We start from the raw sequence: 25,636 nt of genomic DNA, 5'->3' as shown, positions 1-25,636 counted from the left end.
GCGCGAGCCAGCGCATGCCATTGCGCATTCCCCTCACGCTGCTCGGGGTTGTCTTGGTACTGCTGGTGCTAGCTTCTCTGTTTATTGGGGCTGTATCGGTGTCGCCACGATTGATTCTCGATAGCCTATTTTCAGGCCAGGCGTCGTCACTGGAAGGCACGTTGGTATGGCAACACCGTTTGCCACGCGCACTACTCGCCATCCTGGTCGGCCTGCAGCTCGCCACCGCTGGCCTGATATTGCAAGCGGTGTTTCGCAACCCGTTGGCGGACCCGAGTATTGTTGGCATTTCCAGCGGGGCTGGGCTCGCAGTCATCACCGTTCTGCTGCTTGCCGACCTTGCCACGGTGGATGTGCTAATCGGCGACGCGACTCCCGCAATGATGAGCTGGCTGCCCGCAGCAGCACTGCTCGGTGGGTTGCTGGCAGCCAGTTTGGTGCTGGGCCTATCCTGGCGGACACAGCTGCGTCCCGTCCATTTGGTGCTCAACGGGATTGCCGTGGGCTCTGTGCTGAACGCGCTAGTGATGTGGGTTATCGTCACCTGGGGCGGTGCACGCACTGAAATCGCTTTGATCTGGCTAGCTGGCAGCCTATACGGGCGCGACTTTCAGCATCTGTACATGCTGTGGCCCTGGAGCATAGCGGGATTACTCGGCACCCTGGCTTTGCTGAGACCACTTGCCCTGCTGCGTTTTGATGACAGTCTGGTGATCAGTCTGGGACTTCGCCCTATGTTCTGGCGTGCTGCCGCCATTGCTGTTGCGGTTCTGCTCGCCGCCAGTGCGGTGGCGGTTACTGGCCCGGTCGGTTTCGTGGGGCTGGTCGCTCCCCACCTCGCCCGACTACTGGTGGGCTCAAAACTGCATCGATTATGGATCGGCAGCATGTTGCTCGGCAGTATGCTGATGCTGTGCGCTGATCTCATTGGCCGTACAGTGATCAGCCCCTTAGAGATTCCCGTGGGTGCATTAACGGCCTTGCTTGGCATACCCATATTCCTGCTGCTCTTGCACCGACAAGCGAGGATTAGGTTTTGACTGAGCATAGATCCCCCAAGACGTCGGTTATGCAAGATTCAAGCGCTGGTTGAGCCGAACTAACCCAGGCTCTATCTGCATTTCACCTATTCAACACAGCCCGCTGTAGCCCCCGGCTGACTATCAGCGCCAGCACCACTACCGCTGCCATGCATAGCGCCAGCATGGTGAACATGCTCGAATAACCCAGCCGGTCGAGCACAATACCGGCGAGCACGGGCACCGCCAGGCGCGACAGGGTGAATAGGCTCGCTTGTAGGCCGTAATCCAACGCCCGGCTCCCCGGTCTGGCAAAGTGCATCATCAGCCCGAACATCAGCCCCGATAGTGCTCCCATGGCGCAAGCGATCGGCCCCACGCCCACCAACCATAGCGACTGCTCGGCGGCCATGTGGCTTACCAATCCCAGGGTCGCCAAGGCCAGTGCTCCCAAGCCAGCGAACAGCGGCACTGCCCGGCCAATGCCGATACCCATTGCCAGACGTTGACCCGCCAGGCTAGCCAGAGCCCCCATCACGCCTCCACCAACCCCAACCCACCATGCCACCTGCTCTGCTGGCATACCAAGGTCAAGCATCAGTGGTTTAAGATAGATCCAACCAGCGCCGACAAAAGGGAAGAGCAACATCAACAACGCCACCCAGATACCAGCAGCAGGCTGACGAAAAAAGTTCAGCACCCCACTCTGATAAGGCGGCGAAAAGTGCGCTTCCGCCGGGATATGAGGCTCGTTTTCTGGCTGTGCTGTCACCACCATGCCGCATAGTAGAATGCCACCCACCGCGAGCAGCAGTGCCATCAGCACAAAGGGAACCGCCCCACCCGTTCGCTGGTGCAGCACCAACAGTAGGCCACCGCCCACCACGGCAGCCAGAAACAGGGCTGCTGAACGAATGCTACCAGCGCGCAGCCGCTCCTCAGCGGGCAGGCAACGAATCGCCAACGCGTTCACGGGCACATCGGCCCAGGTCGCCAACCAACTGATCAGCAGCACCCAGGCATAGAAGCGCGGTGGCTGCGCGAGTGGAAAGTCATACGCTAGCCCCAGCAACGCTAGGCCCAGCAACAGCCCGAGCAGGCATGCCCAGGCGCGATAGCCTCCGCCAGCGAGGCGGCAACGCTCCACAGGAATCGCCATCACCAACTTGAGTATCGCGGGCAGCCCCGCCAGCTGTAACAAACCAATTTGTGTGCCGCTCCACCCCTGCTCGCGCAGTACCAGCGGCATCCCTAGCAATAGATAGATACTGGGCAACGCCAGGGCAAAGTGAAGCCAGCCGAAGGTCAGTTGCTTGGCCATCACAGAGCGATTCATTTGACCCTCCTGCGCGCCACCAGGGCCGTGGCTGGCGCCATGGGAAGCGCTATCGGCTGCGCCTCGCACACCTCGAAACCCTGGGCCAGCAGTGCTTCGCGCAGCTCACCGGCCTGGGTCACTCGACGCCCCTGCCACAGCAGCGGCAGGTAATAGGAGAGCATGCGGCGGGCCGCCTCGGGTTCGTCAGGAATTTCAGCGTGCACGCAGATCAACTCGCCACCGGGCTTTAGTGCGGCATGCAGTTTGGCTAGGCAGGCCGAAAGCTCGGGCACAAAATGCAGTACCGAAGAGCACCAGATCAGATCGTACCCGGTGCCGATGTCATCCCTCGCCAGATCGCCGCCCCGCGCTTCGAGACGCGACGCTAGGCCAGCTTCGGCAATATGTTGCGCAGCCACATCGGCAGCTTCAGGCAGTTCAAAGACCACGCCGTGCATATGTGGAAACGCCTTCGCCAGGCCAACAGCGACCAACCCCGGACCTCCGCCTAGATCCAGCAACCGCCAGGCTGATTCAGTCCTCCTTCGTTGTGCCACCAATTCACAGGCCGCGGGCGCTGTTACCGCCGCCTGCTCACGTGCCAGATGGCCACGCGCTGCCGCAGCCCAGCGTTCACCGCTAGCCAGTGGTGCTGGCCGGTTTTGTCCGCGTAAGCCATCGGCAAGCCCGGTACCAAAATCACGCAGCGACGCAAGCCGAAAACGCCAGGCATCACCGCAGTCTAACGCTGAGGAAGACGCTAGATAGCATCGCGCCACCTCGCTGCTGGTGTAAAGCCACTCCCCCGCCGCATCGCGGCTACGGTCGAGCAACTGCATGCTCCACAACAGCGTCAACCAGTGGCGAGTGGCTTCGGGCCGCCATGCGCGCATTTGCGCCAGAGCTTCGGGAGTGCAGGGTGACGCCAGCGTCTCAAATAGATCCTCTGCTAAGGCAAGCTGTAAAGCCTCGACTTGCACAGAAGCTAGCGTTAGATCCCAGCAGGGCTGCAGCGCATGGGGAAGTGCATCCGCGGGCTGGTTCATAGCGACACCCCCACACGCAAGCCAATCTCCCTGGGCGGACTATACTCCCGAACATTGCCATTGAGCAGGCCAACGGCATCAAACCGGCGGTCGGTGACGTTGTTCACGTACAGTCCCAACTGCCATGGCCCATGGCGATAACCTGCAGCCAGGTCCAGCTCGGTATGCCCAGAGCGGCTGAATTGGTTGGCTGCATCCAGGTAAGTCTTGCCCATGCCGCTGAGGTTAGCCTGGGCATACCAGTCCTGAGGCGAGTCGTAACGCACTCCCAGCCGACCACTGATATCCGGCGCGAAGGGATTGCGGTTGCCAGCATGGTCGCCGCTCAGATCCTCAAACTCACGAAAGCGGGTACGATTCAGCGCTAGGCCCGCCTGCAGTGTCCAGTGGCCGCCCAACCAGTAATCGATATCCAGCTCAATACCCCGCGAACGTGCTTCGGCAGCGTTGGCGATATGCACGTTTCCGGGCTGGAGTACCTGCTGCACCTGCATATCCTCGATAGCCATCCAGTAAGTGGCGACTCCATAGCGCAGCCGCCGCGACAGCGCTGTTCCCTTGATGCCCAACTCGTAGGAAGCAACCTCTTCTGGATCGTAGCCGGGGTAGCCACTTTGCGCTGAGAAGGCGTTGAAGCCTCCGGCGCGAAACCCTTCGGCATAGCGGGCATACAGCCAGTCGTCGTCACCCAAGCGGTACTGCAGTGCTAACTGCGAGGTAACATCGCGCCAGCGCTCGCTGCGCTGCCCGGCTCCTCGGGGCGTCAACGCCACCCGGCTCTGCTCTAAGCGCAGGCCTGGTGTTAGGCGCCAACGTTCACCTAGCGGCAGCGTCCACTGCCCGAACAGCGCGAGGTTCTCAGCCTCTAGTGTTGCCTCACTGCGCTGGGTACCCATCGGATTGCTTTGCTCGAACTGCAGTTGATGATCATCACGGTCGCCGTACAGGCCCAGTACCCAACTGCTCTGCCCCTCATCGCCCTGACGCTCCAGCCGCAGTTCCTGAGACAAGGTGGTCAAACGCTGGTCGCGCCCCATGGCAAAACGCTGGGTCGGGGTAAAATCGGTATCTTGGGTAATACGATCGTGGAACTCTCGCCGCGCAGTAATCGAGCGCAGCGCTAGCTCTGTCGTCAGCGCATGGCGTACATCTAAAGAGACATCCTCGCCGGATGAGCGATTGCTACCAGGGTCCGGCGACGTAACACGGCGCGACTCGTTCTCGACCCGCCCCCAAGGCGCCGCGCCATCACGATAGTCTAGCCGACCATAGCGTAGGGTAACGTCGGTGTCCTGCGTCGGCAGCCAGCGTAGACTCAGGCGTCCACTCTTGCGCTGTCGGTCATCCGCCTCACCTGCACGCGTCAGATTATCCACAAAGCCATCCTGCTGGCGCCACTCTCCGCTGACACCCAAATAGAGCTGTTCAGGCACTAGCGCTTGGGCAGCATCAAAGCGTAGCGAGGTTAAATCGCGACTGCCTAGCGTAGCCTCCAGTTCGGCATAGGGGCCTTCATCCGGTTGGCGGGTATGCAGGCTGATCACCCCCGTTTCGGCATTTCGGCCATAGAGTGTCGACTGGGGCCCACGCAGTACCTCGACCCGCGCCACCCCCAATAGGTTGTGATCGAACCCTTGGCCACTCACCACTGGCACACCGTCGATCAGCATCAGCACCGATGAAGAGAAAGCGGTAGCACCGGAGGTCAACCCGCGCATTACCGGCAGTGCGGTACCCGACTGGCCAAAGGGTTGAAAACTCAACCCAGGTGTATAACGCGCCAAGTCGCCAATGTCGGATGCACCTGCATCCGCAAGCGTCTCGCCGGAGATAACCACCAGACTTGTTGGCACCTCTTCCTCTGCCTGCACTACCTTGTTGGCCGTCACCTTCACCACCGGCAGCCCTTCCTCTTGAGCGACGCCACCCATACCGTATCCCCCCAGCAGAAGCATCATCGCGACTTGCTTCACCCCTTTGCTCTGCATCGCTCCCCCTTAAGTACTGTTGCTGCCTCCTACTGGCGCAGGAGTAGTTAAGGGAGTAGGCTAGCGCCAAACGATATCAATTATCATGCTCATTCATATGCAAACCGATTCACTTTCTATGCCTAGCGATGCACCACTCCCAGCAGAGAAGCCTCTGCAAGGTTCTCAATGCTGCGTGCTGGATGATGGACTCTCGGCAGTGCTGACCCGCTACCGTGCTAAACATACGATCGTCGAAGAGAGTCACACACCTCATACGGGCGCAGGCGTGATAGTGACCTTTGGTCTACAAGGCCACTCTGATTACCGAGAGCGCTGGGGGCCACGCATCGATTTCGGCCATGGCCACACCACGGTAACCACCTTTGACCACAGCCAGGGGGAGCGCCATATACCGGAAGGGGAAACAGTGCTTCAGCTACGCCTTGTCGCCAGTACTGGCTGGCTAGCGCGCTATCTGGGCGAACGCTACCAAGCCGCGCTCCCTGCCTCTGGGGGTATTCGACCGCTGGCTTTCCAGCCTACTTCGTCGGCCAGTCGGGCACATCTACAGGCGCTCCAGGCATGCCTCCAAACAGGCGGTTCTCGCATCCAGCAACATATCCACGCCCTTAGCCTACTGGGGGAACAGCTCGAAGCGTTGCTGCCAGAACCCCGCCCCACACAGCACATTGCCAGCGTAGATGCCGAACGCATCGTTCAGGCCCACGAGATTATTCTCAGCGAGTTAGACCATCCATTGACGCTGGCTTATTTAGGGGCTCGGGTAGGATTGGGGGAACAGAAACTCAAGCAGGGGTTTCGTCGCATGTTTGGGGTCACCCCACAACACTTTCTTCACCAACAGCGCATGCGCCACGCCCATGCGCTGCTGGAGAGCGGTCAACAGGTCGCTCAGGCTGCCTATGCCACAGGCTACCGGCACCCAAGCAACTTCAGCTCAGCTTTCACGCGCTTCTTCGGCTATGCTCCCAAAGCCATCAAGCGGCGCAACACCTGAGAACAACGACGCCTCTTCAATTTTATCCCACTACGGAATTTTCAACTCACCCTCGCCACCGCATCGCGGCTGGCCGCTTCGCGCTGCTCACCGGTGAGTTCCACCAGCTGCCCACCGCGCATTTCCAGCAGCCGATCGGCTTGATCGAAGTAGTGGTCGTCGTGGCTGATTACCACCAGCGTTTTGCCCAGCGCTCTGAGCTGCGGCAGTAGCTCGCGGTAAAACACCCGCCGGAACTGCGGGTCTTGATCGGCAGCCCACTCGTCCAGCAGCAATAGGTCGCGCTGCTCGGCTACTGCCAGCAGCATCGCCAGGCGCTTGCGCTGGCCCTGGGAGAGGTTGGTGTTAGTGACCCGGTCGCCTTCGAAGTCGAGTTTGCTATGCATGCCCAGGGCTTCTAGCCACTCCTCTACCAGTATCGAGTCGGGAGACTTCCCTGCAGGCCCCATCAAGCGGTCAAACAGATGCAAATCGGTATAGATGGCGGAGAAGTGCTGGCGATAGGTCTTCCAATCTTCCTCCTGCAGTGGTCGGCCATCGACCTGAACACAGCCGCTTTGCGGCTGATAAAGCCCAGTCAACAGTCTCGCTAGAGTGGATTTGCCACTGCCATTGCCGCCGATCAGAAACACTACCTCGCCACGCTTTAAGGTCAGGTCAATAGGCCCGATGGCAAAGCCTGACCGCGCTTCTTCAGCGGGGTAACGATAGGTAGCCTGTTCTAGCACTACCTCCTGCCAGTTATGGTGCTGCGTGCCGCCATCGAAGGAGTCACGGTGCTCCGCTAGATCCAGCGCGCTGATTTTCTCGAAGGCCACCCGCGCGTTGATCAGCGGCGGAAAGGCACCAATGGCTTGAATCAGCGGCGCGCGTAGAAATAAAAGCGTGAGCGAGAAGGTGGTGGCCACTTGCGCTGATGCCCAGCCCAGGCCGTTGGCCAGGAAAAACACCACGCCGATGGCCCCCAGCATCATGATATTGAACCAGTTGACCGCGCTAAGATGGTAGGTATCACCGCGAATAATATGGTGCCGATACGCTTCAGCGTTAGGTGTGTAAACATCACGGTACAACCACTCGGCTCGGTCGCGATTGAGTGCCAGTTCCTTACGCCCCTCAATCACCGACTGATAGTCCGCGTAAAGGCGGTCTTCTGAATCCCGTAGCTTGGCCATATGCCGATACACTTTCGCCACCAAGCGCATGCCTACCAGAATAGTAAAAATCACCCACAGCGCCGTCACCATCAGCATAGTTGGCGAAAGCCAACCTAGATAAACCGTGACACCCACCGTCAGTACCCCACCCTGCACCAGCTCCGGCAAGCGCACAAAGGCCACGGTGATATAACGCACATCGCTGGATAAGCTGGCCAATAAACGTGCGCTGCCAATCTGCTCAATACGCTCGATATCGGTATCCAAGATGCGTTTGATCAACTGCCCCCGCAGCCGATAGACAAAGTGGTGCCCCAAGGTGGTCAAGGCTAATTGCGAGGCCAGAGTAATCGCCAGCAGCAACGCCACCAGACCCAGGAATTCCGGCAGGATTCGCCAAGGGTCAGCGAAGGTACCCAACATTCGTTCATTGATAAACGCAATAACTCCGATGCCCAGGCCGGCGCTGACCAAACTAAGCATTACCACCGCCATAAAGGGCCAGCGGTAATCACGCCATACAATCTTGAACAGCTCCATGAACAGGGCCTCCTGGTACTTCGAAAAATTAGCCGATATTTGAAAGCTAGCGTTGGCGTTTGGCCGGTTTATTCTCGGGTTTCAGCGGGCAACCGCCGCACAGCGGCTCGCCGGGCAGCCGATATTTGATGCAGCACAGCCGCCGCACTCGAGCAGGGGTTTCACCGCCCAGTTCCAGATAACGCACAGGTTGATAGAGCGGGTTGCGACGCCCATCGGGTAGCGTCTTAGTGGCGAGATAATCTAGCAGCGGCTCACCCGCGCCAGTGAAGTCTGGATGCCGTGAGCAGGTCTTGCCCACGAACTCCACATAGTGACCAAGATTGCTCCAGAACACTTTGGCAGAAAGTCCAGAGACCACGGCCAACGCTTCGATAAGCGGCGCACAGTGGTCATCGAATAGGCTGCTAAAGCGTGCCTGGAGCGCTTTTGAGGCCAACGGCACGCCACCATGCGGCAGCCAGATGCGCGACGTCTGACCGTGATCACCCAACGCCAGCCGCAGCTCACCTCCGCCGACTGGCAGGTCGTAACCCAATAGCAGGTTCGCCACCAGCGTCGGAATAGAGACACTGCTGAAATGGAATTTCGACCATATCGAAGCGGCGGCCAGAAAATCAGCATCGTCACCGTGGTACCGGCAGTAACGCGACAGCTGGGCGAAGAGCACTTCATGATTCAGCAGTTCAGTAGCTGCCAATGTCGTCTCATCAGGCTGACCAAACGCAGGTGCCTTTAAGTTATCCAACGGCGGCTGGCGATAGAGCGCCAACAAAGCGTCTGCTGGATTCGTCGCTACCGGTAGCACGCTCGCCGCTTCGCTCATAGCCGCCGCAACCCCCACATAAAGTAAGCACCACCAATCAGGGAGGCGACCAAACCTGCTGGTATCTCGTACGGGAAAATAATCTGACGACCTACCCAGTCTGCCATCACCATTAATAGCATGCCGATCAACGCCGCCCCCAGCAGATGTTGCCCTGCCCGAGAGAAGCCAACCAAACGCGCCATATGCGGTGCCAGCAGGCCAATAAACGACAGCGGCCCCACCACCAAGGTGGCGCAGGCGGTTAGTAGCGCCACCAGTAACAGCAATGCCAAACGGGCGCGGTTGAGGGTTACCCCAAGCGCCTTGGCCGTCGGTGCGCCTAACGGCAAGATATCCAGCCAACGGGTAAAGGGCAGTGTGACCAGTGCCAGAACGGCGGCAATGCCGCCGACGACAACCGCATTGGTGACATCCACGTAATAAGTAGAGCCCGCCAGCCAGGCGATCACCTGCTGGCCACGTGGGTCGCCACCCGCCAGCATCACGCTACGCACCGCATCAAACAGAGCGCTGACGGCCACCCCGGTGAGCAGCAAACGCTCGGGCAGATAGCCGCTCTTGCGGTTGATACCCACCAGTACCAGCAGCGTTGCAAAAGCCCCCAGGGTACCCACGCCAATCAGCATCATATTGGTGGGCGCAGGTAATAGGAAAATCCCCAGAATCAGTGCAATGGCACAGCCACCGCTGATACCCAATACCTCGGGGCTAGCCATGGGATTGGCGGAAAGACGCTGCAGAATCGTTCCGGCAATTGCCAGCATTAGCCCACTCGCCGCTGCCGCCATTACCCGCGGCATGCGCCACTGCATCACGTTCCAGTTATCCGGCGACAGTAAGTACCAGCCATCAACACCCTGTCCCACCAGCAAGCCAAGTAATGTGGCGCCCAGTAGCGCGAGGAGTAAACCCGTTGCTAAACGGGAAGGCGCAGGATGGCGATGGGCAAAAACGCCCGCCCCTTTCGGTGGTTGATCGCCCTGCAGTTTCAAACGTGGAATCAACCACATTAATAGCGGCGCCCCCAGGGCACCGGTAATCGCTCCAGTGGGAATAAAGGCCGCCACCATGCCACCGAAATGTTGCAGCAGTAGATCCGTGGTGACCAACAACACAGCCCCTAGTAACGTCGACCAAAGCAGACGTGGCCCTAAGCGCCGCGCACCGGCCATACGCACAATATTGGGCGCTGCCAAGCCGATAAAACCGATGATACCCACCACGCTGACAATGCTACCGGTAATAAATACCGCCAGCCCCATCCCCGCAAAGCGCAGATAGGTCAGCGAGACGCCGAGGCTCTTGGCACTGGCGTCGTCAAGCTCAAGCACCGCCAAAGGGCGCAGCAAAAACCAGGCGGCGACACAGCTAATCGCCAGCCGTGGCCAGAGAACCGCAACGCCATCCCACCCGTTTTGCGCCAGCGAACCCGCGCCCCAAATAAGCAGCCCCGAAAGCGCCTCGTGGTTAAACAGCAGCAGCGCTGTAGAAAGCGCCCCTAAGTACAGATTAACCACCAAGCCCGCCAGCACCACCACGATCGGCGCCAACCCGCGCCGCCACGAGAGCAGGAAAACTAACCCAACCGCCAGCGCACCACCCAACAAGGCGACCCATTCACGCCCGGCGACAAGCAGCCCCGGCGCCAGTAAGGTAGCGGTCATCAACGCCAGGTTAGCGCCCGATGCCACCCCTAGGGTGGTGGGCGAGGCCAGCGGGTTGCGCAGTACTTGTTGCATCAGTACACCCGCCAACCCCAAACCGCCCCCAGCTAGCAGCGCGATCGAGAGACGCGGCCACCACGCATAGTGAAGCAACAACTCGTCGACGTTCTCAAAGGAGGGCGCCACTAACGCCTGCACTCCCAGCATAAAACCGCCCTGCCCCTGCAGACCTAGCCAAAACAGCACCACCATCGGCAAGCTAAGCAGCAGGCAAGCTTTTGCAGGCGACATCCCCCCCATTCGCTGGGTAACTTGCGCAGCGCTTAGCATAGCGAACAACCTCTTGTCATAGCCGGGCAGATCGCCACACAGGGCCTGATAGGCAGCAGAGTCATTTTCTTAGCCTTACTCTTTTCTGGAGTTGGTGGTTGAATTATCCGCAACGATTCTAAATGATAATAATTAGCACTACAATTAACACCATTTATTAATGGAGACAGCCACAATGGCGGCTAAACAAACCTACCAACTTTTCGATATCACTCTCGCTCGGCGAACCCAAGTCAGCGCTTCGTTAGTTAAGTTCACCTTTACTGGCCCAGCCGTCAGCCAAATGGCGACCTACGCTCCGGATCAACGCGTCAAACTGTTCTTCCCCGAAGGCGGTGGTAGCCTCGACCCGCTGTTTGAGATCGCCAAGCTGGCCGAACACGACTGGTACAGCGCCTACCGCGCCCTACCAGATGCCCAGCGCCCCTCTGCACGCACCTACACCATCCGCGCCCTGCGCCCAGATCGGGCTGAGGTGGATGTAGAGTTTGTGCTCCACGGCGACAATGGCCCTGCCTCGCGCTGGGCAATGAATGCCTGTCCAGGTGACCGGCTAGCCATGACAGCCCCTGACGCTAACGCGGAAGGCCCAAAACAGGGCTACGAGTGGAAGCCACCCCAAGGCGTGCGCCGTATTCTGATCATCGCCGATGAAACCGCTCTCCCCGCCGCGGCTGGCATTCTGGAAACCATTGATGACCTGCCGCTCAAACCCAAGGTTGAAGCGCTGCTCGAAGTGCCCCGCAGTGACGACGTTCAGCCGCTGCCCCAAGCCGCTAAGCTGCACTGGCTGGCCCGTGATACTGACCCCGGCTGCCAGCACGGTGAGCTGCTGCTGAGGGCGGTACGCGATATTGATCTGCACAAGGAAATTCAAGCGCTAGGCGGCACGCCGACGGCAGCCACTAGCAACGTCGACAGCGACGATGAGGACGGCCCTCTCTGGGAATCCGCCACTCTGGATGACAGCGCGCCCTTCTACGCTTGGATTGCCGCTGAAACCAAAGTCGCTATGAAGCTGCGCCGCTATCTGGTCAACGAGTGCGGCCTCCCCAAACAGTACGTCACCAGCATGGGCTACTGGCGCCTAGGTAAAGTCAATGGTTAAAGAGGCTGCAAACAGCACGGTGCTAAACAATCGTCACGCAAGCACGTCAGCCCACACGTCTCTGGGCTGGCGAGATAGCCCCAACTACTATGGGCGAATCAGCCGTGCACTTCACTGGTTGACCGCTGCGCTGGTCACGCTGCAATGATCAGCATTGCCCAAGACTCTTGCGGCGACACAGCAGAGCCGGGGCCGCTGATTAACGAAGATATCTTCTAACTCAGCGCTCCAGGTCTGGGTATCCACTGATTGGCCTCCTGCCTTAACTAACACCACAAAATAAATAACAATAATTATTATTTGCGTTAACAGGCAGTAAAGTCAATCAGCGAGGCCTAATCCTCTTTTCATAACGATATGCTTGTACTAAACAACTGATCTACCAAACCAAAAACGTCTACTGTCATCGCCACGTCATGGATGGTTCGTTACCTTTATCAAATGATTTGATAACAGCCATATAAGTCCCCAGGAGAAACGACATGCTTGAGAGCGAAAACAGCTTGCTGGAAACAGTTAAACAAGCAGCCTATGAGGCGGGTGCGCTGTTACGCGAGGGATATTCGCTAAAGGGGCGGATTGCCTTCGAGCAAAAGGGGGCGTCAGACTTTGTGAGCTACTACGATACGGCAGCCGAGAATATCATTATCGACTGCATCAGCAGCGCCTTTCCCGATATCGCCTTCCTTGGCGAAGAAAGTGGCCTGACGCCCACCGATAGCGACTATACCGTGATTATTGACCCCCTTGATGGCACCAGCAATTTCCTGCATGGCGTGCCTCACTTCTCGGTGTCTATTGCGGTCACCAAAGGTGATGCGCTGATTATCGGTGTTGTCTATCAACCACTCCTTGATGAGATGCTTTGGGCAGGCCAAGGTACAGGCGCCTTTCTCAATGACCGCCCGTTAACAACACCAGCCCCTCGCCCGCTAACCGAGATGCTGGTGAGCACTTGTCTGCCCTATCACGCTAAAGGCGACTGCACGACAGCGCTAAATCAACTCGCGACATTAATGCCTCAAGTGGCGGGTATCCGCAGTCCTGGCTCAGCGGCACTTGAGATTGCCTATCTTAGCCTAGGTCGGTTTGATGCTTTTTGGTCGCAAGGCGCCGCGCTCGACTTCTGGGATATCGCTGCCGGTATTGTGATTGCCCGAGAAGCGGGATACACCGTCACGGATCTCTCTGGTGAGGTGAGTCCCGCTCAATGGAACAGCCTAATTGCAGCGCACCCTGAACGGTATAACCAACTATTAGCATATTTAACTACTTGCTAATAAAAAATTCGCATCCCACAGAGTTCAAACGCAGTATTGTGCGTCGTTGAAAAATAAACCGCAGGGCTCGGCATGCCCTGCTTATTTTTTGTGCCTTCCTCCCTGGCGCGCTTTGAAGCGAGGATTCGTTTTACAAATGACATAGAGCCGCCCGCGACGTTTGACCACTTGGCAATCAGGATGGCGGTTTTTGGCGGACTTGAGCGAGCTAAGTACTTGCACGTTACATCTCCGCTACTTAGCGTCGGAAGAGCGGCGCGAAACCAAACCGAAGCGCTGCTGAAAACGCGCCACCCGACCTTCAGCAGAAACTCTGCGTTGCTCACCGGTATAAAAAGGGTGAGAAGCACTAGAGACATCCAGGTCAATCAACGGGTAGGTATTGCCATCATCCCAGACAATCGTCTGCTTTGAGGTGCAGGTAGAACGGATCCGGAACGTGGTACCGCAGCTAGTGTCGCGGAACACCACGTAGCCATAAGCAGGATGTATGCCCTTTTTCATATTCGATTCCTTCAATTGCAATTGATACAAGATAACATAACAATTACATATGATTCTCATTAACATGTAAAGATTATCTTGCAGGCCTACCCTCGTTAACTCACAACCCAACGCTTGCCCCGTAGCACTGCGTTAGCCGCCAATACTCAAGCCCTCGTATGGCTTACCTAAGCCAGCCGACAGAAATCTTTTAATTTTTTTGTTAAAAATGAGAACCATTAGCACTAGAATGGAACCATTATTATTAACCCTATCGCCAGGAGTCATTCATGTTCGAGGTCAAAGGCGCCACCTTTGAAATCAATGGTAAGCAGATTTTAAATCCCATTGACCACAGCTTTCATGAGGGCAAGGTTTACGGCCTGATTGGCCACAATGGCTCGGGAAAGTCGACGCTGATTAAGCTGATGGCCCAGCAGCAACCCACCAGCCAAGGCGAGATTCACTTTGACCAGCGCCCACTGCGTGACTGGGGAAACCGCGAGTTTGCTCGTCAGGTAGCTTATCTGCCCCAGCATTTACCCAGCGCTGAAAGCCTGACTGGGCGCGAGCTGGTGGCTTTTGGTCGCTACCCTTGGCACGGCCTGCTCGGTCGCCATAACCAGAAAGACAAAGACGCCATTGATCGCGCCATCGCCCTTACCCACACAGAGGCCTTTGCCGACCGCTTAGTCGATACACTCTCCGGCGGCGAGCGTCAGCGAGTATGGTTGGCTATGCTACTCGCCCAGGGAAGTCGTTTCTTGCTGCTCGATGAGCCACTAGCAGCACTGGATATTGCTCACCAAATTGAAGTGCTAGCGCTGGTTCGCAAGCTATGCGATGAGCTGAACCTTGGCGTCATTATTGTATTGCACGATATCAATATGGCATCACGCTACTGTGATGAACTGATGGCACTGCATAGCGGTCGCTTGCTGGCCCATGGCAGCCCGGATGATTTGATGAGTTGCAGCACCTTAGAAGCGATTTATGGCCTACCCATGCAGGTGATGAAACACCCCAATGGGGAGCACAATATTGCTGTAGCCCAATGAGTGAAGACATACCGACGCGCTAATGCCAGACGAGATCACTGTCCACATTAGCGCGCCTATTTAATCACTCCTTCTTGATACCGGCTTTCCAGACTGACTCACATCGTGTCGGTACAGTGTTGTATTTCATCAGCCATTTGGTTAAGTAGTGCGTCGTAAAGCCCTGCACCTAGTGTTAAGCCAACGCCTAGAGGGTCCATTACACCAATATAAACATCCGTATCGCCAAAGACAGTATCAACGATTTGCGGATTAAATTGCGGTTCGCTGAATACACACGTAACGCCTTCTGCATCAACTAACTGCTGGATAGTTTCAATACGTCTCGGGCTGGGTGAGGATGCGTCACCGATAGAAATAGCACCAGCCGCAGTGACACCCAACGCTTTTTCAAAGTACTGATAGGCATCGTGAAATACGATAAAGCGAGTCTGCTCGCTATTGGCTAAGCGTTCCTTTAAATCTTGCTCAAGTGCTTCAAGTTCTTGCTGGCCTTGTGCCGCATTAGCACGATAGTGGGCGGCATTGTCAGGATCGATTTCGCTAAGTTGCTGGGCAATGGCATCGAGCCAGCGCGTGGTCGTGGTCGTGGTCGTGGTCGTGGTCGTGGTCGTGGTCGTGGTCGTGGTCGTGGTCGTGGTCGTGGTCGTGGTCGTGGTCGTGGTCGTGGTCGTGGTCGTGGTCGTGGTCGTGGTCGTGGTCGTGGTCGTGGTCGTGGTCGTGGTCGTGGTCGTGGTCGTGGTCGTGGTCGTGGTCGTGGTCGTGGTCGTGGTCGTGGTCGTGGTCGTGGTCGTGGTCACCCAGATCAAACGTCGCGCCTTCACGATATGCAAACGTATTAATGCCGGGTACGCCCATTAGTTCCAGATGCTCGGCGTCGTTTGCCAAATTGGCGATCGGAGCCGATAACCAAGGCGTTAGATCATTACTTACCCATACGACCACATCAGCATCATTTAACACTTTGGCTTCCGAAGGCCTCAGTGAGTAGCCGTGAGGTGATGCACCAGGCTGAATGAAAAGGTCGGGAGTCCCGAGATCCCCCATAACTTTGGCCACTAGCGAATGAACCGGCGGAATGTCTACCGCCACACGGGGAACATCTGCTAGGGCTGACAAGGGAAAGCTCGCTAATAGCGGCAGGGTGTAACGTGAAATTCTGTACTTCATGTTTTTCTCCAAATTATCAAAACCATAATTCCCCCACTCTCATACGACCTATCTAGAAAGCGCTTATAGCCGCAGAAGCATTAGCCCTTATTTTTTTAATATGATATAACATAACAAATTGAATCAGAATAGCAATTAACCGAGAGGCTGCAAGCTGATGTCTCAATTCACACCCGGTAATGCCCCTCTCCTGCGCGCCAAACAAATCAATGTTCTGATCAGTGGCCAGCATATTTTGAGAGATATTAATCTGACATTGCACCGTGAAGAGATTGTCACGCTGATTGGCCCAAATGGCTCAGGAAAATCAACGTTAGTTAAAACATTAGTTGGGGCCATTAAGCCAACATCAGGTTACGTCGCCATCGATGAGAATTTGTCTATCGGTTATGTGCCCCAGCGACTCCATTTAGACCCAACGCTACCGATGACGGTCTCACGCTTCCTTAACCTTCCTCACCGCCATGCCCGCCGCGATGTGCAGCAAACATTAGCAAACGCTGGGGTCGAGGCATTGGAAAATTCCGCCATGAGCCACTTATCAGGCGGCCAACTCCAACGGGTACTGCTGGCCCGCGCGCTTATCACAAAACCAGACATCTTAATTCTCGACGAGGCAACACAAGGGTTGGACTATCGTGGCATCGCGGACTTTTATAAAAAAATTGAAGAGGTTCGTCAGCACTACCGCTGTGCCGTATTGATGGTCAGCCATGACCTTCATGTCGTCATGCGCACCGCCGACCATGTGCTGTGCTTAAACGGCCACATCTGTTGCGAGGGCAAACCAGAACGTGTTGCGTCTTCCCCAGACTATCAAGCGTTATTCGGTGAACAGACAGCACAAATGCTGGCTTTTTATCGTCATCACCATGAGGAGGCAGCCCATGTTGGATGACTTCATGTGGCGCGCTACTCTGGCCGGCATATTCGTTGCCCTTGCCGCGGCACCGCTTGGCTGCTTTGTGGTTTGGCGACGTATGGCTTACTTCGGCGATGCGACATCTCACGCCGCCATCCTTGGTGTTGCACTGGCTTTAATGTTTAACCTCTCTATTTTTGCAGGCGTATTAACCGTTGCCCTCACCATGGCCGCTTGCGTAACGCTACTCAGCGGGCGCGGTTATGCCATGGATACGCTACTCGGTGTCATGGCTCACTCAGCCTTGGCGATCGGCCTGGTCGCCGTTTCATTTATTTCGGGAGTCCGGATTGACCTGACGGCATATTTATTCGGCGATATCCTGGCCGTTGGCCAGGATGACCTGTGGATCATCGGTGGCGGCGCATTACTGATATTGGCGTTACTCTTCTGGCGTTGGTCGGCACTTCTGACTGCCACACTGAGCGATGAACTTGCCTACGCCAATGGCATTCAGCCCCGCCGCGAGCAATTGGTCTTAACGCTCTCTCTTGCCATGGTCGTGGCTGTGGCACTCAAGGTGGTCGGTGCATTGCTAATTGCAGCCTTACTGATTATTCCTGCTGCAACGGCAAGGCCTTTCTCCAGAACGCCTGAAATTATGGCACTAGTAGCTATGTGTATTGCGACATTGGCGGTTACGTTGGGGCTCAGGGCCGCTTACTATTTTGATACCCCCACGGGGCCGACAATTGTTACCTTGGCCGCTGGCTTTTTCGCGCTTTCGACTCTAGGGATAAATGCTTTTCGCTATTTAGGCCAACGTTAGGTATCTGTCAGGTCAAATGGTTATCCCAGCGGAATTCCTGGCTGGCGAGCAACTCGGGCACTGCCGTGTCAGGGGTTACACGGTAGAGTCCGCCCTGGCCGGAGGAGACCAGAAAGCCGCCGCTCCCATCACAGCGGGCACCGGCAGCGTCGGGTAGCTCCAGGTTAGCGTTCAAGCGGCCCTGTTCAGCATCTAGCAGCAGCACCCGATTGCCGCGAGGAGCGGTCACCAGAACAGTTGCTGAAACACGGCTAAACGCGACGCTAGCGGTGTAGTGCCGAAGGCTGGTGGTGACCTCATCGGGCAGCGCCAGCTCAGAGAAGCCTCCGGCAGCATCCAGACGACAAATCAGCGGATAGGACTCCCACTCAGGGCCTTCAAATTGGTATCCGGCGATCACCGTGCCGTCCGCTGCCACGTCTAGATGACGGCAGCTAAGCTGGTGGTGCGAAGGAGCATGGCGGGCTACTACTTCGCCGCTGTGGCGATTCATAAGCATCAGCGCCGGGGCCATAGTGTCCAGATTGAGCTTAACCCGACCGTAGTCAGGGTGAGTCTGGATTCCCCCCAAACCAATCACCAGAGTATCACCATCCGGCATCAGCCGAAGCTCATGGGGCCCGATACCATCCAGCGACATATCGCGCACATGAGCGTAGTCGTTGGCAGCATCGTAAACGCGCACCAGCCCGGCGCTGTCCGCCAAACGATTGGCGGTGACATACAGATAGCGCCCGTTCAGGTCGAAAACCCCATGTCCATAGAAATGGTAACCTTCTCCCGCTGAAATGGTGTGAGCTAAGCGCCGATTAGCCCCATCGATCACATGCATTCGAGTGCCGGGGCGGCGGGCAAAAAGTACTGCCTGGTGGGAGCTAGGACGTAGACAGCCCCCGTGACAGCGCTCGGGCACTTCAATCATAAAGCGGCTTTTACCATCCAGTGCCACTCCAGCGATGTAGTGCTTTCCATCAAGATCATCAACCGCGCTAAACAGCCAGTCAGCATTTTCGCGCCCCGGCACCGCCCAGCTCAGTGGTGTTAATGCCATTAAGACGCTTCCTAGCCCAGCTTTCAGCACCTGCCGTCGCTGCATCGCTCAATCTCCATCGCTAGAATTAAAGCCACGCACGAGGCCAAGCTCGGCCGCAATTTCGGTTCCCAGCAGATAGTTCAACTGACCAATATTGAGATAAAGCGACTGCAGGTCACGAAAGGCTTGATCGTCCAGTGACGTTGTCAGCCCCGAAGGCAGATCACTCGCCTTGGCTAACGTCTTGTCCAATTGATCACGAAATGTCTCGGCGAGTGGCACTGCATCGGCTTCGCGCAGCAACGTCGAGAGCCCTGGAAGAAACCCTGTGCGCAGCCCTTCAAGCGTACTTTCCACCAAACGAATGGAGTTACCGCTACGCCAAGCTTCCGCTAAATAGCGATTAGCAGGCGTCCCTTGTAGCCCCATTGGCTCACCAAGACGTTTCTGCTCTAGGGTTTCGATTGCTTGAATGGCGTTAGCCAGTGTGGTTTCGGTGTAACGCGGGGTATCACGATAGTGCATACCAAAGGCCTGCCAGTCGCGCTCCAGTGCGCTACTCGTGTCTACGAGATGAGTAGAGATAGCCTGCAACAAGCCGCACATAGCCGGTTCACCAAGTGGCCGGTCACTCATAGCATCGTCATATAGCAAGTACTCAATAGCCGGAAATCCCTGAATCGCGACGCTATCGCTAGCAATATCTTCGGCCGTTGGCGTGGTGTCCGCTCTCAACCATCCTTCTACCTTGCTACCTACAAGGTTTTTGCGGTCTGGCCAGAACTGAAGTTGCCAGCCACGGCTATTCTGCTCAATGGGCCCAAACTGGACAAAGCGCACCGCCTGCCAAGCTTGATAAGCCCCCAGCCAGTCGCTTTCAAGCCGCTGCTTGAGCGATTCATCGGGCGCTTGGCAAAAGCGCGTTGCACTAGCCTCCAGGCGCTCAGAGGCATGACTGAGTTCGGCATACTGCTGCGCTATCGCGCCATGCCAGATATCACGTGGTGTATTGGTGTCCGTATCAGCGGAACCCAGTGCAGAAAAGGGAGCCGCTAAAAACGCAACGGCTACCCCCAAACGACGAAGAGAAGAAATCACATTAACTCCTTACCAATAGCCGACAGCCGTAACAGAAGCGTTGTAAAGCTCATAAAGATTCAAGAAAGCGAATAAGTTCCGCGCGCTGGTCAGCGGGTAGATGTCGATAGGCTTGGGTGGCCGCCTCTGCTTCGCCACCATGCCAGAGAATCGCCTCTTCGAGCGTACGGGCACGGCCATCGTGGAGAAAGCCAGCCCGAGGATTCACCGTTTGTGTCAGGCCAATACCCCACAACGGAGGGGTGCGCCATTCGCGCCCATCCGCTTGAAACTCACTACGATGATCGGCCAAGGCTTCGCCCATATCGTGGAGCAGTAGATCGCTATAAGGCCATATTTCTTGATTCGCCAACGCCGCTCGGGGAGCATCCGAGGCGGTACGATGGCGGGGGGTATGGCAGCTTGCGCAGCCCAGTGCGTTAAATGTCTCGGCCCCCTGTATCACCTCAGGATCATCCATGTTGCGGCGCATCGGCACCGCCAGGCTAGAGGCATAGAAGGTGATGAAGTCTGCAATTTCATCGCTGACTTCAGGCGTTCCACCATCAGGAAAGGCATCGCACCCCTGACTCTCCATACAATCCGTTTGCGGCACTAAGCGAGACGTTAGCCCCATATCGCCGGCGAAGGCGTGCATGCTCTGCTGCTCAATGCTGGGCTCACCCGCTTTCCAACCAAAACGCCCCATCACCGTGGTGCCACTGCGCACATCCCAGACTTGGTTATAGCGCCCGGAAATGCCATCGCCATCGGCATCGTTGGGGTCGGCAGCCGCCATCAGGTCTGCTTCAGGAATCGCCTCCAGCAGGCCCAGGCCAATCATTGGTGGCGCCAACCGCGGCGACGTCAGCAACGTGTTCGGTAACTCACCGTAGGCAGGTTCGGCAATTGAGTAAAGCGGCTCCTGCAAGGTAACGCTATGGCCGTCGGCAAAGCCCACTTCCCGCGGACGGTACTCAATGATCAGTTTGCCCTCCGGCTGCACGCCAGGAATCGCAGAGGTTTGTAGCTGCAAACCGTAGTTGGGTACCGGGAGCGCGCCCCGTTGCTCCAAAATTTCCGGCTCCGACTGATTGGAAGGCAGCGAAAGACGCAGAAACAACGCGATGGGGGTTTCATCTCCCATCGGTGGGTGGCCTCGCCCATCCTTGAGATGGCAACCTTGACAACTATTGGTATTAAACAACGGGCCCAGGCCATCACGGGCCTCAGTACTGGCAGGTGCTACCACCCAGGGGTTGCGGAAAAAGCTATTGCCGACGCTGAAATCAAGCCGCTTGGTCATCGACATGTTACGTAGCGGTAATGAATAAGCGTTGTGATCAAATTGCTCCACTGCCCCATCGCCACCGCTCATCGGCGACGATTGAATGGCGGGAGATTCAGCCGCCTGTAAAGAGACCACAAACAAAGAGGCCGCCAACAGTGCTAAGAAAAGGCAGCATTGAGCGAGTCGCCTGAAGGCAAAAAAGCGAGAGAGGTGGCACATAAATATACCTTGAGACAAACGACAAAAGCCGTCCGACAGCCAAGCTGCCAGACGGCTCATAAAATCAAACGAATGATTTAGAAACGATGGCCTGCATCATCCGGCTGCAAAGAGGTAACCCCCAACTCACCGGCGGCTTCTTCAAGGGATGCCGTTTGCGCCACCAGAGTGAGAATCGCCTCGTTGATCAATTCACTGCCCTGCTCATTACCCGGCGCAATCATCATATCGAATGCCATCGGCGAGCTTTCCGCTTCAGCCGCTTGCTTGATAGCATCAAGCCGCGCCATGGTGGCTTCAAGCTGCTCACCAAGGGTATCGGCTAGCTCGCTATCTGTCTGAGACAGTAAGTCTTGCAGCGAAGGCCCCTCTACCACACTGCCATCAAGGCGCTGATAGCTGCCGGTGTAGATATTCTGAATCCCCTGGCCGTTGTAGTAGTGAGAGTTGTGGGTATTATCGCTGAAGCAGTCGTGCTCATCCTCAAAAGAGTTGGCTTCAAGCGCGACTTTCAAGCGCTCTCCCGCTAGTTCACCCAACGATAGCGACCCCATACCAAATAGCATACGGCGCAGGCCTTCCTGATCACTTTCAGCCAGCAGTTCCTGACGATAGTTGCCTTCAACTTCAGGCGACCACTGGGCAACCATCCACTCAAGATCACTGACTAGCAGGTCCGACACTGCATCCAGGTACGTCCGGCGGCGATCGCAGTTACCATGGGTGCAGTCATCGCCGGCTTGGAAGTCACTCACCGGACGCTCACCACTGCCTGCTTCGAAGCCATTAAGGTCCTGCCCCCAGAGCAGAAATTCGATGGCGTGGTAGCCGCTGGCGACGTTGGCTTCTGAGCCCCCCACTTCGTTAAGGTCGGCTAAGAGCTCTGACGTAATATCACTGACATCCAGGACTTCCCCCCCTATCGTGATACGTTCGTTGGCAATGATATTAGCAGTGGCCCCTTCATTACCCAGCTCATGCTGATAGCCATCGCTTTCGACATAATCAATCATGCCTTCATCCAGAGGCCAGGCGTTCAGCTGCCCTTCCCAGTCATCCACCACCACATTGCCAAAACGAAATACTTCGCTTTGCTGATACGATACCCGTGCTTGCAACCAAGCTTGCTTAGTTGCGTTAAGAGCCTCAACAGTAGGGTTGGCCAGCAATTCGTCGATACGCTCGTTCAACACCTCGGCGGCATTGAGCGCATCGGCGTAATTAGCATGCGCCAAGTCGGCATAGTGATGAACCACAGCGCCGGCGCTAACAGCATCGTCAGCGGAAACGGCCAAAGGCATCAGCGCGCTAAGCGCAACGATACCTGCAAGAGGGCGACGGAGCATGATGACAGGCATTACAGTGTCCTTTAAGCGATGGCATTAAGAGTTTAGTGTCGTTTCCCTGTAGATTAATGTAATTCATTTACTTATGACATTCAATCTCACTTGCATAAAGATATGGCGCTTTTATTTGTTAAATACGCGCCTTTTGCATAACGTCATTACTTTCTTATCCTGGGAAGACGGCCATGTTGGATTACAAACTTCTCCATGCTCTGGCCACTGTGGTGGAGTGCGGCGGTTTTGAACGAGCAGGCGATACATTAGGACTTTCTCAATCAGCCATCTCCCAACGTATAAAAGCACTGGAAGTACGTCTAGGCCAGCCAGTGCTAATGCGCCATCCTAAGCTTTCACCTACACCTGCTGGTCAGCGGCTACTCACCCATTACCAGCAAGTACAGCTGTTAGAACGCGACCTACAGCAGACGCTACCTACGCTAGATAACGCAACGACCCGACTAAGAATCGCCATCAACGCTGACAGCGTGGTGACGTGGTGGGCAAACGCTGTGGCAGATATCTGTCAAACCGAGGGCGTATTGCTCGATTTAGTTATTGAGGATCAGGACGTTGGGCTTAACCGTCTGCGAGATGGCGATGTCGCAGCCTGCCTTTGCTCTACGCCAACACCCATCGCGGGCGCTCGCTGTATTAAAGTAGGCGAGATGCGTTATCTCCCGCTAGCATCACCTGCCTACGTGCAACGCTACTTTCCTGAAGGCCTTTCTCCAGAAGCTTTTCAGCAAGCCCCAGTGATTGTGTTCGGCCCTCATGACCAGCTTCAGCATCAGTTTCTTGCTCAGTGTGGCTATCACGGCCATTTCCCCTACCACCTGTGCCCTTCATCAGAAGGGTTTGTGCGTCTCGCCACCGCAGGCATTGGCTACGGAATGGTTCCACAACTGCAGGCACTAGACCAACTGCAAAAAGGCCATCTTGTCAGCATCGCCCCCGGCCACTCGCTTACCGTGCCACTTTATTGGCATTTTTGGCGCCACAGTGGACAACTAGTCCAGCGCCTAACTAAAAGTCTGAACTGTCTCATGCTTTAGACCCATTGTCGGCCACTCGCTTTGAAAGAGGTCTACACTTTGCCTAGGAGCAAAACCCGCCCAAGGCAGGCAAGGGAACCTAGGCACTAAGACCTAGAAGCGATAAAGCCCAACGCAAAAATAACCAAAATAGCGATATTTATGGATGCTTACTGTTGGTTAAAGCGCCTTCCGGCTGGCTTGTTAGTGCTTATTATTAGCTGGCATTCACAAGCAAGTGCTGCAGCTACCATCGTCGTCTCTCCCGAGCAGGCGCGTTACGACTTAAATGAAGCAAGCGGTTACTGGAATACCTTAGAATCGCTAAACCTACGCGATGTTTTAGCATTATCTCCTTCATTTAAACCGGTCCATCACGCCTCTAACCTACATTTCGGCTATACACAAAGCGATGTCTGGCTAAAAACACAAATTCGTAATGCATCGTCCCTCCCGACTACCTGGATGGTTAAATTCGAATACCCATTTTTAGACCATGTCACTCTGTATACGCTGAGGGAACACGCTAGCGATGTTCAGTACAGCGGAAGCGCCGTGCCAATTGACGAGCGATCAATCGCCCACCGACAGGCCGTTTTTCCGGTGATGCTGGTCGGCGGAGAAACCGTGACGCTTTATACCCAGGTAAAAGCCACGGGCAGTAAGTTTCTGAGCTACAGCTTAATGACGCCAGAGGCGTTTTATACTCAAAATGACCGGCATAATTTCTGGCTGGCGACTTACTTCGGCATGCTGCTAGCATTAAGCATTTACAACCTGCTGCTATTTTTTGTGCTTAAAGAGCACGTATTTCTCTACTACGCGCTATTTGCCTTCGGGTTTACACTGGCAAGTTTGACGTTCAATGGCCTTGGCACGCTGATGTTTTGGAGTTTCCTAGGCGATAACACCGCGCGCCTGGTAGCGATTGGCTTTACCTTTGCTTCTGCGATGGGCGCCCTATTCACGCAAAGTTTTCTTAACACGGCCATCTACTGCCCACGTTGGCATCACATCATTACGCTGTTTCGCGGCTACTGCTATATAGCGCTGGTAGCGATGATATTTTTGCCACTTCAACCCGCCCTACGCTTAATGGATATAACAGGGTTTGCTGCCTCACTATTAATGCTCGTGTGCGGTATTTATTGCAGTTGGCGCCGCGTGCCTAGCGCCCGTATTTTTGTGCTCGCCTGGTCAATATTTCTACTTGGGGCTAGCGTGTTTGCACTTCGAAACCTTAGTATTCTACCCGCCAATTTCCTAACCCTTCACGGAATACAAATCGGCTCAGCCATTGAGATGTTGCTGCTATCTTTCGCACTAGCCGCACGTTTTAATAAATTAAAATGGCAAAAAGAGCGTGCTCAAGCAGAAACCGTCGCAATGCTCAAAAAACAGGAAGCTGTTCTAGAAGCAAAAGTAGCCGCTCGTACTCAGGCACTAGAGAAGCTAGCCAATCACGATATGCTCACCGGCTTGCTTAACCGCAACGGGCTGACACGCTGCGCAGAAGCGGCTCTTGAACACTGTAGAAAAACGCATACGCCTTTAGCACTGGTCATGTGTGACCTTGACTGCTTCAAACCAATTAACGACCAGTATGGCCATGAGGTAGGCGATTTCGTGCTTCAGCAAATCGCCAAGCGTCTCGTGCACGTCGCACGTGGGAGTGATCATTGCGCGCGCTTTGGCGGCGACGAGTTTATTCTCTTACTGGAGGGGATAACTGATCAGACTGCGTTAGAGGAGATGCGTAACCGTATCGAACAGACCGTTCGCTCACCTATCAAGCTACCTGATGGCACGTTAGTTAGCGTCGGCGTCAGTATCGGTATTTGTATTAGCTATGCAGATAACGACACGTTAGCCAGCCTGCTTCGCGAAGCGGATAGCCAAATGTACGCCGCCAAGTCACGCCAAACCACCCGTTACTATGGCTATGGTTCAGCGTGATC

At 55.9% G+C, this 25,636-nt stretch carries 24 protein-coding genes; 9 read left to right on the top strand and 15 right to left on the bottom strand.

Annotated elements, in window-relative coordinates; genetic code table 11:
* Window positions 1-14 precede the first annotated feature (14 nt).
* Window positions 15-1,040, top strand: coding sequence for a FecCD family ABC transporter permease (locus INT19_RS12240; protein ID WP_193060940.1), 1,026 nt, complete (start codon window positions 15-17; stop codon window positions 1,038-1,040).
* Window positions 1,041-1,122: 82 nt separating this feature from the next.
* On the opposite strand, the gene INT19_RS12235 is transcribed toward INT19_RS12240, so the two are convergent.
* Genes INT19_RS12235 through INT19_RS12225 form a run of 3 tightly spaced genes read right to left on the bottom strand, consistent with a single transcriptional unit; the run spans window position 1,123 to window position 5,371 of the window.
* Window positions 1,123-2,355, bottom strand: a complete 1,233-nt coding sequence (locus tag INT19_RS12235; RefSeq protein ID WP_193060939.1) for an MFS transporter — start codon at window positions 2,353-2,355, stop codon at window positions 1,123-1,125.
* Window positions 2,352-3,383 carry a methyltransferase gene (locus INT19_RS12230; RefSeq protein WP_193060938.1) on the bottom strand — a complete coding sequence of 344 codons (1,032 nt, stop codon included), beginning with the start codon at window positions 3,381-3,383 and terminating at the stop codon, window positions 2,352-2,354. Before INT19_RS12230 ends, INT19_RS12235 begins: the two co-directional genes overlap by 4 nt.
* Window positions 3,380-5,371, bottom strand: a complete 1,992-nt coding sequence (locus INT19_RS12225; protein WP_193060937.1) for a TonB-dependent receptor — start codon at window positions 5,369-5,371, stop codon at window positions 3,380-3,382. The genes INT19_RS12230 and INT19_RS12225 overlap by 4 nt, the downstream gene beginning before the upstream one ends.
* A gap of 85 nt (window positions 5,372-5,456) precedes the next feature.
* Between INT19_RS12225 and INT19_RS12220 the strand changes: the two genes are divergently transcribed.
* Window positions 5,457-6,371, top strand: coding sequence for a helix-turn-helix transcriptional regulator (locus INT19_RS12220; protein WP_193060936.1), 915 nt, complete (start codon window positions 5,457-5,459; stop codon window positions 6,369-6,371).
* Between the two features lie 41 nt (window positions 6,372-6,412).
* On the opposite strand, the gene INT19_RS12215 is transcribed toward INT19_RS12220, so the two are convergent.
* From INT19_RS12215 to fhuB, 3 genes are read right to left on the bottom strand one after another with little or no spacing between them, the layout of a single operon-like run.
* A complete protein-coding gene (locus INT19_RS12215) occupies window positions 6,413-8,068 on the bottom strand; it encodes a multidrug ABC transporter permease/ATP-binding protein (RefSeq protein WP_193060935.1) in 1,656 nt (551 codons plus the stop codon).
* A gap of 46 nt (window positions 8,069-8,114) precedes the next feature.
* Window positions 8,115-8,894, bottom strand: a complete 780-nt coding sequence (fhuF, locus tag INT19_RS12210) for a siderophore-iron reductase FhuF (RefSeq protein WP_193060934.1) — start codon at window positions 8,892-8,894, stop codon at window positions 8,115-8,117.
* Window positions 8,891-10,891: a Fe(3+)-hydroxamate ABC transporter permease FhuB gene (gene fhuB, locus INT19_RS12205; RefSeq protein ID WP_193060933.1), complete on the bottom strand. Its 2,001-nt coding sequence runs from the start codon at window positions 10,889-10,891 to the stop codon at window positions 8,891-8,893. Before fhuB ends, fhuF begins: the two co-directional genes overlap by 4 nt.
* Window positions 10,892-11,066: 175 nt before the next feature.
* On the opposite strand from fhuB, the gene INT19_RS12200 reads away from it, so the two are divergent.
* Window positions 11,067-11,999 (top strand): siderophore-interacting protein, encoded by a 933-nt coding sequence (locus INT19_RS12200; protein ID WP_193060932.1) that lies wholly within the window; start codon window positions 11,067-11,069, stop codon window positions 11,997-11,999.
* A gap of 111 nt (window positions 12,000-12,110) precedes the next feature.
* Here INT19_RS12200 and INT19_RS19660 read toward each other — a convergent pair whose 3' ends face one another.
* Window positions 12,111-12,245: a hypothetical protein gene (locus INT19_RS19660; RefSeq protein WP_264299264.1), complete on the bottom strand. Its 135-nt coding sequence runs from the start codon at window positions 12,243-12,245 to the stop codon at window positions 12,111-12,113.
* Between the two features lie 236 nt (window positions 12,246-12,481).
* Between INT19_RS19660 and INT19_RS12195 the strand changes: the two genes are divergently transcribed.
* Window positions 12,482-13,279 carry an inositol monophosphatase family protein gene (locus tag INT19_RS12195; RefSeq protein WP_193060931.1) on the top strand — a complete coding sequence of 266 codons (798 nt, stop codon included), beginning with the start codon at window positions 12,482-12,484 and terminating at the stop codon, window positions 13,277-13,279.
* A gap of 81 nt (window positions 13,280-13,360) precedes the next feature.
* Here the strand turns inward: INT19_RS12195 and ykgO are convergent, their stop codons facing one another.
* Together ykgO and INT19_RS12185 are read right to left on the bottom strand one after the other, a co-directional pair.
* A complete protein-coding gene (ykgO, locus tag INT19_RS12190; RefSeq protein ID WP_193060930.1) occupies window positions 13,361-13,501 on the bottom strand; it encodes a type B 50S ribosomal protein L36 in 141 nt (46 codons plus the stop codon).
* Between the two features lie 12 nt (window positions 13,502-13,513).
* Window positions 13,514-13,783 (bottom strand): type B 50S ribosomal protein L31, encoded by a 270-nt coding sequence (locus INT19_RS12185; RefSeq protein WP_193060929.1) that lies wholly within the window; start codon window positions 13,781-13,783, stop codon window positions 13,514-13,516.
* 269 nt (window positions 13,784-14,052) lie between these two features.
* On the opposite strand from INT19_RS12185, the gene INT19_RS12180 reads away from it, so the two are divergent.
* Window positions 14,053-14,820 carry an ABC transporter ATP-binding protein gene (locus INT19_RS12180; protein ID WP_125745997.1) on the top strand — a complete coding sequence of 256 codons (768 nt, stop codon included), beginning with the start codon at window positions 14,053-14,055 and terminating at the stop codon, window positions 14,818-14,820.
* A gap of 98 nt (window positions 14,821-14,918) precedes the next feature.
* Here INT19_RS12180 and INT19_RS19795 read toward each other — a convergent pair whose 3' ends face one another.
* Together INT19_RS19795 and INT19_RS19790 are read right to left on the bottom strand one after the other, a co-directional pair.
* On the bottom strand, window positions 14,919-15,359 hold the full coding sequence (locus INT19_RS19795; protein WP_319022192.1) for a metal ABC transporter solute-binding protein, Zn/Mn family: 441 nt from the start codon (window positions 15,357-15,359) through the stop codon (window positions 14,919-14,921).
* Window positions 15,360-15,363: 4 nt separating this feature from the next.
* The gene (locus INT19_RS19790) at window positions 15,364-15,990 is read right to left on the bottom strand and encodes a metal ABC transporter solute-binding protein, Zn/Mn family (protein WP_319022190.1); all 627 of its coding nucleotides are present in this window, start codon (window positions 15,988-15,990) and stop codon (window positions 15,364-15,366) included.
* 157 nt (window positions 15,991-16,147) lie between these two features.
* Here INT19_RS19790 and INT19_RS12170 point away from each other — a divergent pair, with 157 nt between their 5' ends.
* Complete coding sequence (locus INT19_RS12170) at window positions 16,148-16,888, top strand: metal ABC transporter ATP-binding protein (protein ID WP_089038962.1); 741 nt, start codon at window positions 16,148-16,150, stop codon at window positions 16,886-16,888.
* A complete protein-coding gene (locus INT19_RS12165; protein WP_193060928.1) occupies window positions 16,878-17,681 on the top strand; it encodes a metal ABC transporter permease in 804 nt (267 codons plus the stop codon). Before INT19_RS12170 ends, INT19_RS12165 begins: the two co-directional genes overlap by 11 nt.
* A gap of 7 nt (window positions 17,682-17,688) precedes the next feature.
* Here INT19_RS12165 and INT19_RS12160 read toward each other — a convergent pair whose 3' ends face one another.
* The 4 genes from INT19_RS12160 to INT19_RS12145 all read right to left on the bottom strand — a co-directional run bounded on the left by INT19_RS12160 (window position 17,689) and on the right by INT19_RS12145 (window position 22,659).
* The gene (locus tag INT19_RS12160; protein WP_193060927.1) at window positions 17,689-18,777 is read right to left on the bottom strand and encodes a DUF1513 domain-containing protein; all 1,089 of its coding nucleotides are present in this window, start codon (window positions 18,775-18,777) and stop codon (window positions 17,689-17,691) included.
* A gap of 3 nt (window positions 18,778-18,780) precedes the next feature.
* Window positions 18,781-19,812 carry an imelysin family protein gene (locus tag INT19_RS12155; protein ID WP_193060926.1) on the bottom strand — a complete coding sequence of 344 codons (1,032 nt, stop codon included), beginning with the start codon at window positions 19,810-19,812 and terminating at the stop codon, window positions 18,781-18,783.
* A gap of 49 nt (window positions 19,813-19,861) precedes the next feature.
* A complete protein-coding gene (locus INT19_RS12150) occupies window positions 19,862-21,301 on the bottom strand; it encodes a di-heme oxidoreductase family protein (protein WP_226916911.1) in 1,440 nt (479 codons plus the stop codon).
* Between the two features lie 77 nt (window positions 21,302-21,378).
* Entirely contained in the window at window positions 21,379-22,659 is a 1,281-nt protein-coding gene (locus INT19_RS12145; RefSeq protein WP_193060925.1) for an imelysin family protein, read from the bottom strand.
* A 173-nt stretch (window positions 22,660-22,832) separates the two neighbouring features.
* Here INT19_RS12145 and INT19_RS12140 point away from each other — a divergent pair, with 173 nt between their 5' ends.
* On the top strand, window positions 22,833-23,699 hold the full coding sequence (locus INT19_RS12140; RefSeq protein ID WP_089038967.1) for a LysR family transcriptional regulator ArgP: 867 nt from the start codon (window positions 22,833-22,835) through the stop codon (window positions 23,697-23,699).
* A 141-nt stretch (window positions 23,700-23,840) separates the two neighbouring features.
* The gene (locus INT19_RS12135) at window positions 23,841-25,634 is read left to right on the top strand and encodes a diguanylate cyclase (RefSeq protein ID WP_193060924.1); all 1,794 of its coding nucleotides are present in this window, start codon (window positions 23,841-23,843) and stop codon (window positions 25,632-25,634) included.
* The last annotated feature ends 2 nt before the right edge of the window (window positions 25,635-25,636 follow it).

This window comes from Halomonas sp. 3A7M (genome assembly GCF_014897875.1).
In the GTDB taxonomy this organism is placed as follows: domain Bacteria; phylum Pseudomonadota; class Gammaproteobacteria; order Pseudomonadales; family Halomonadaceae; genus Vreelandella.
This window is presented reverse-complemented; position numbering and strand designations above follow the sequence as displayed.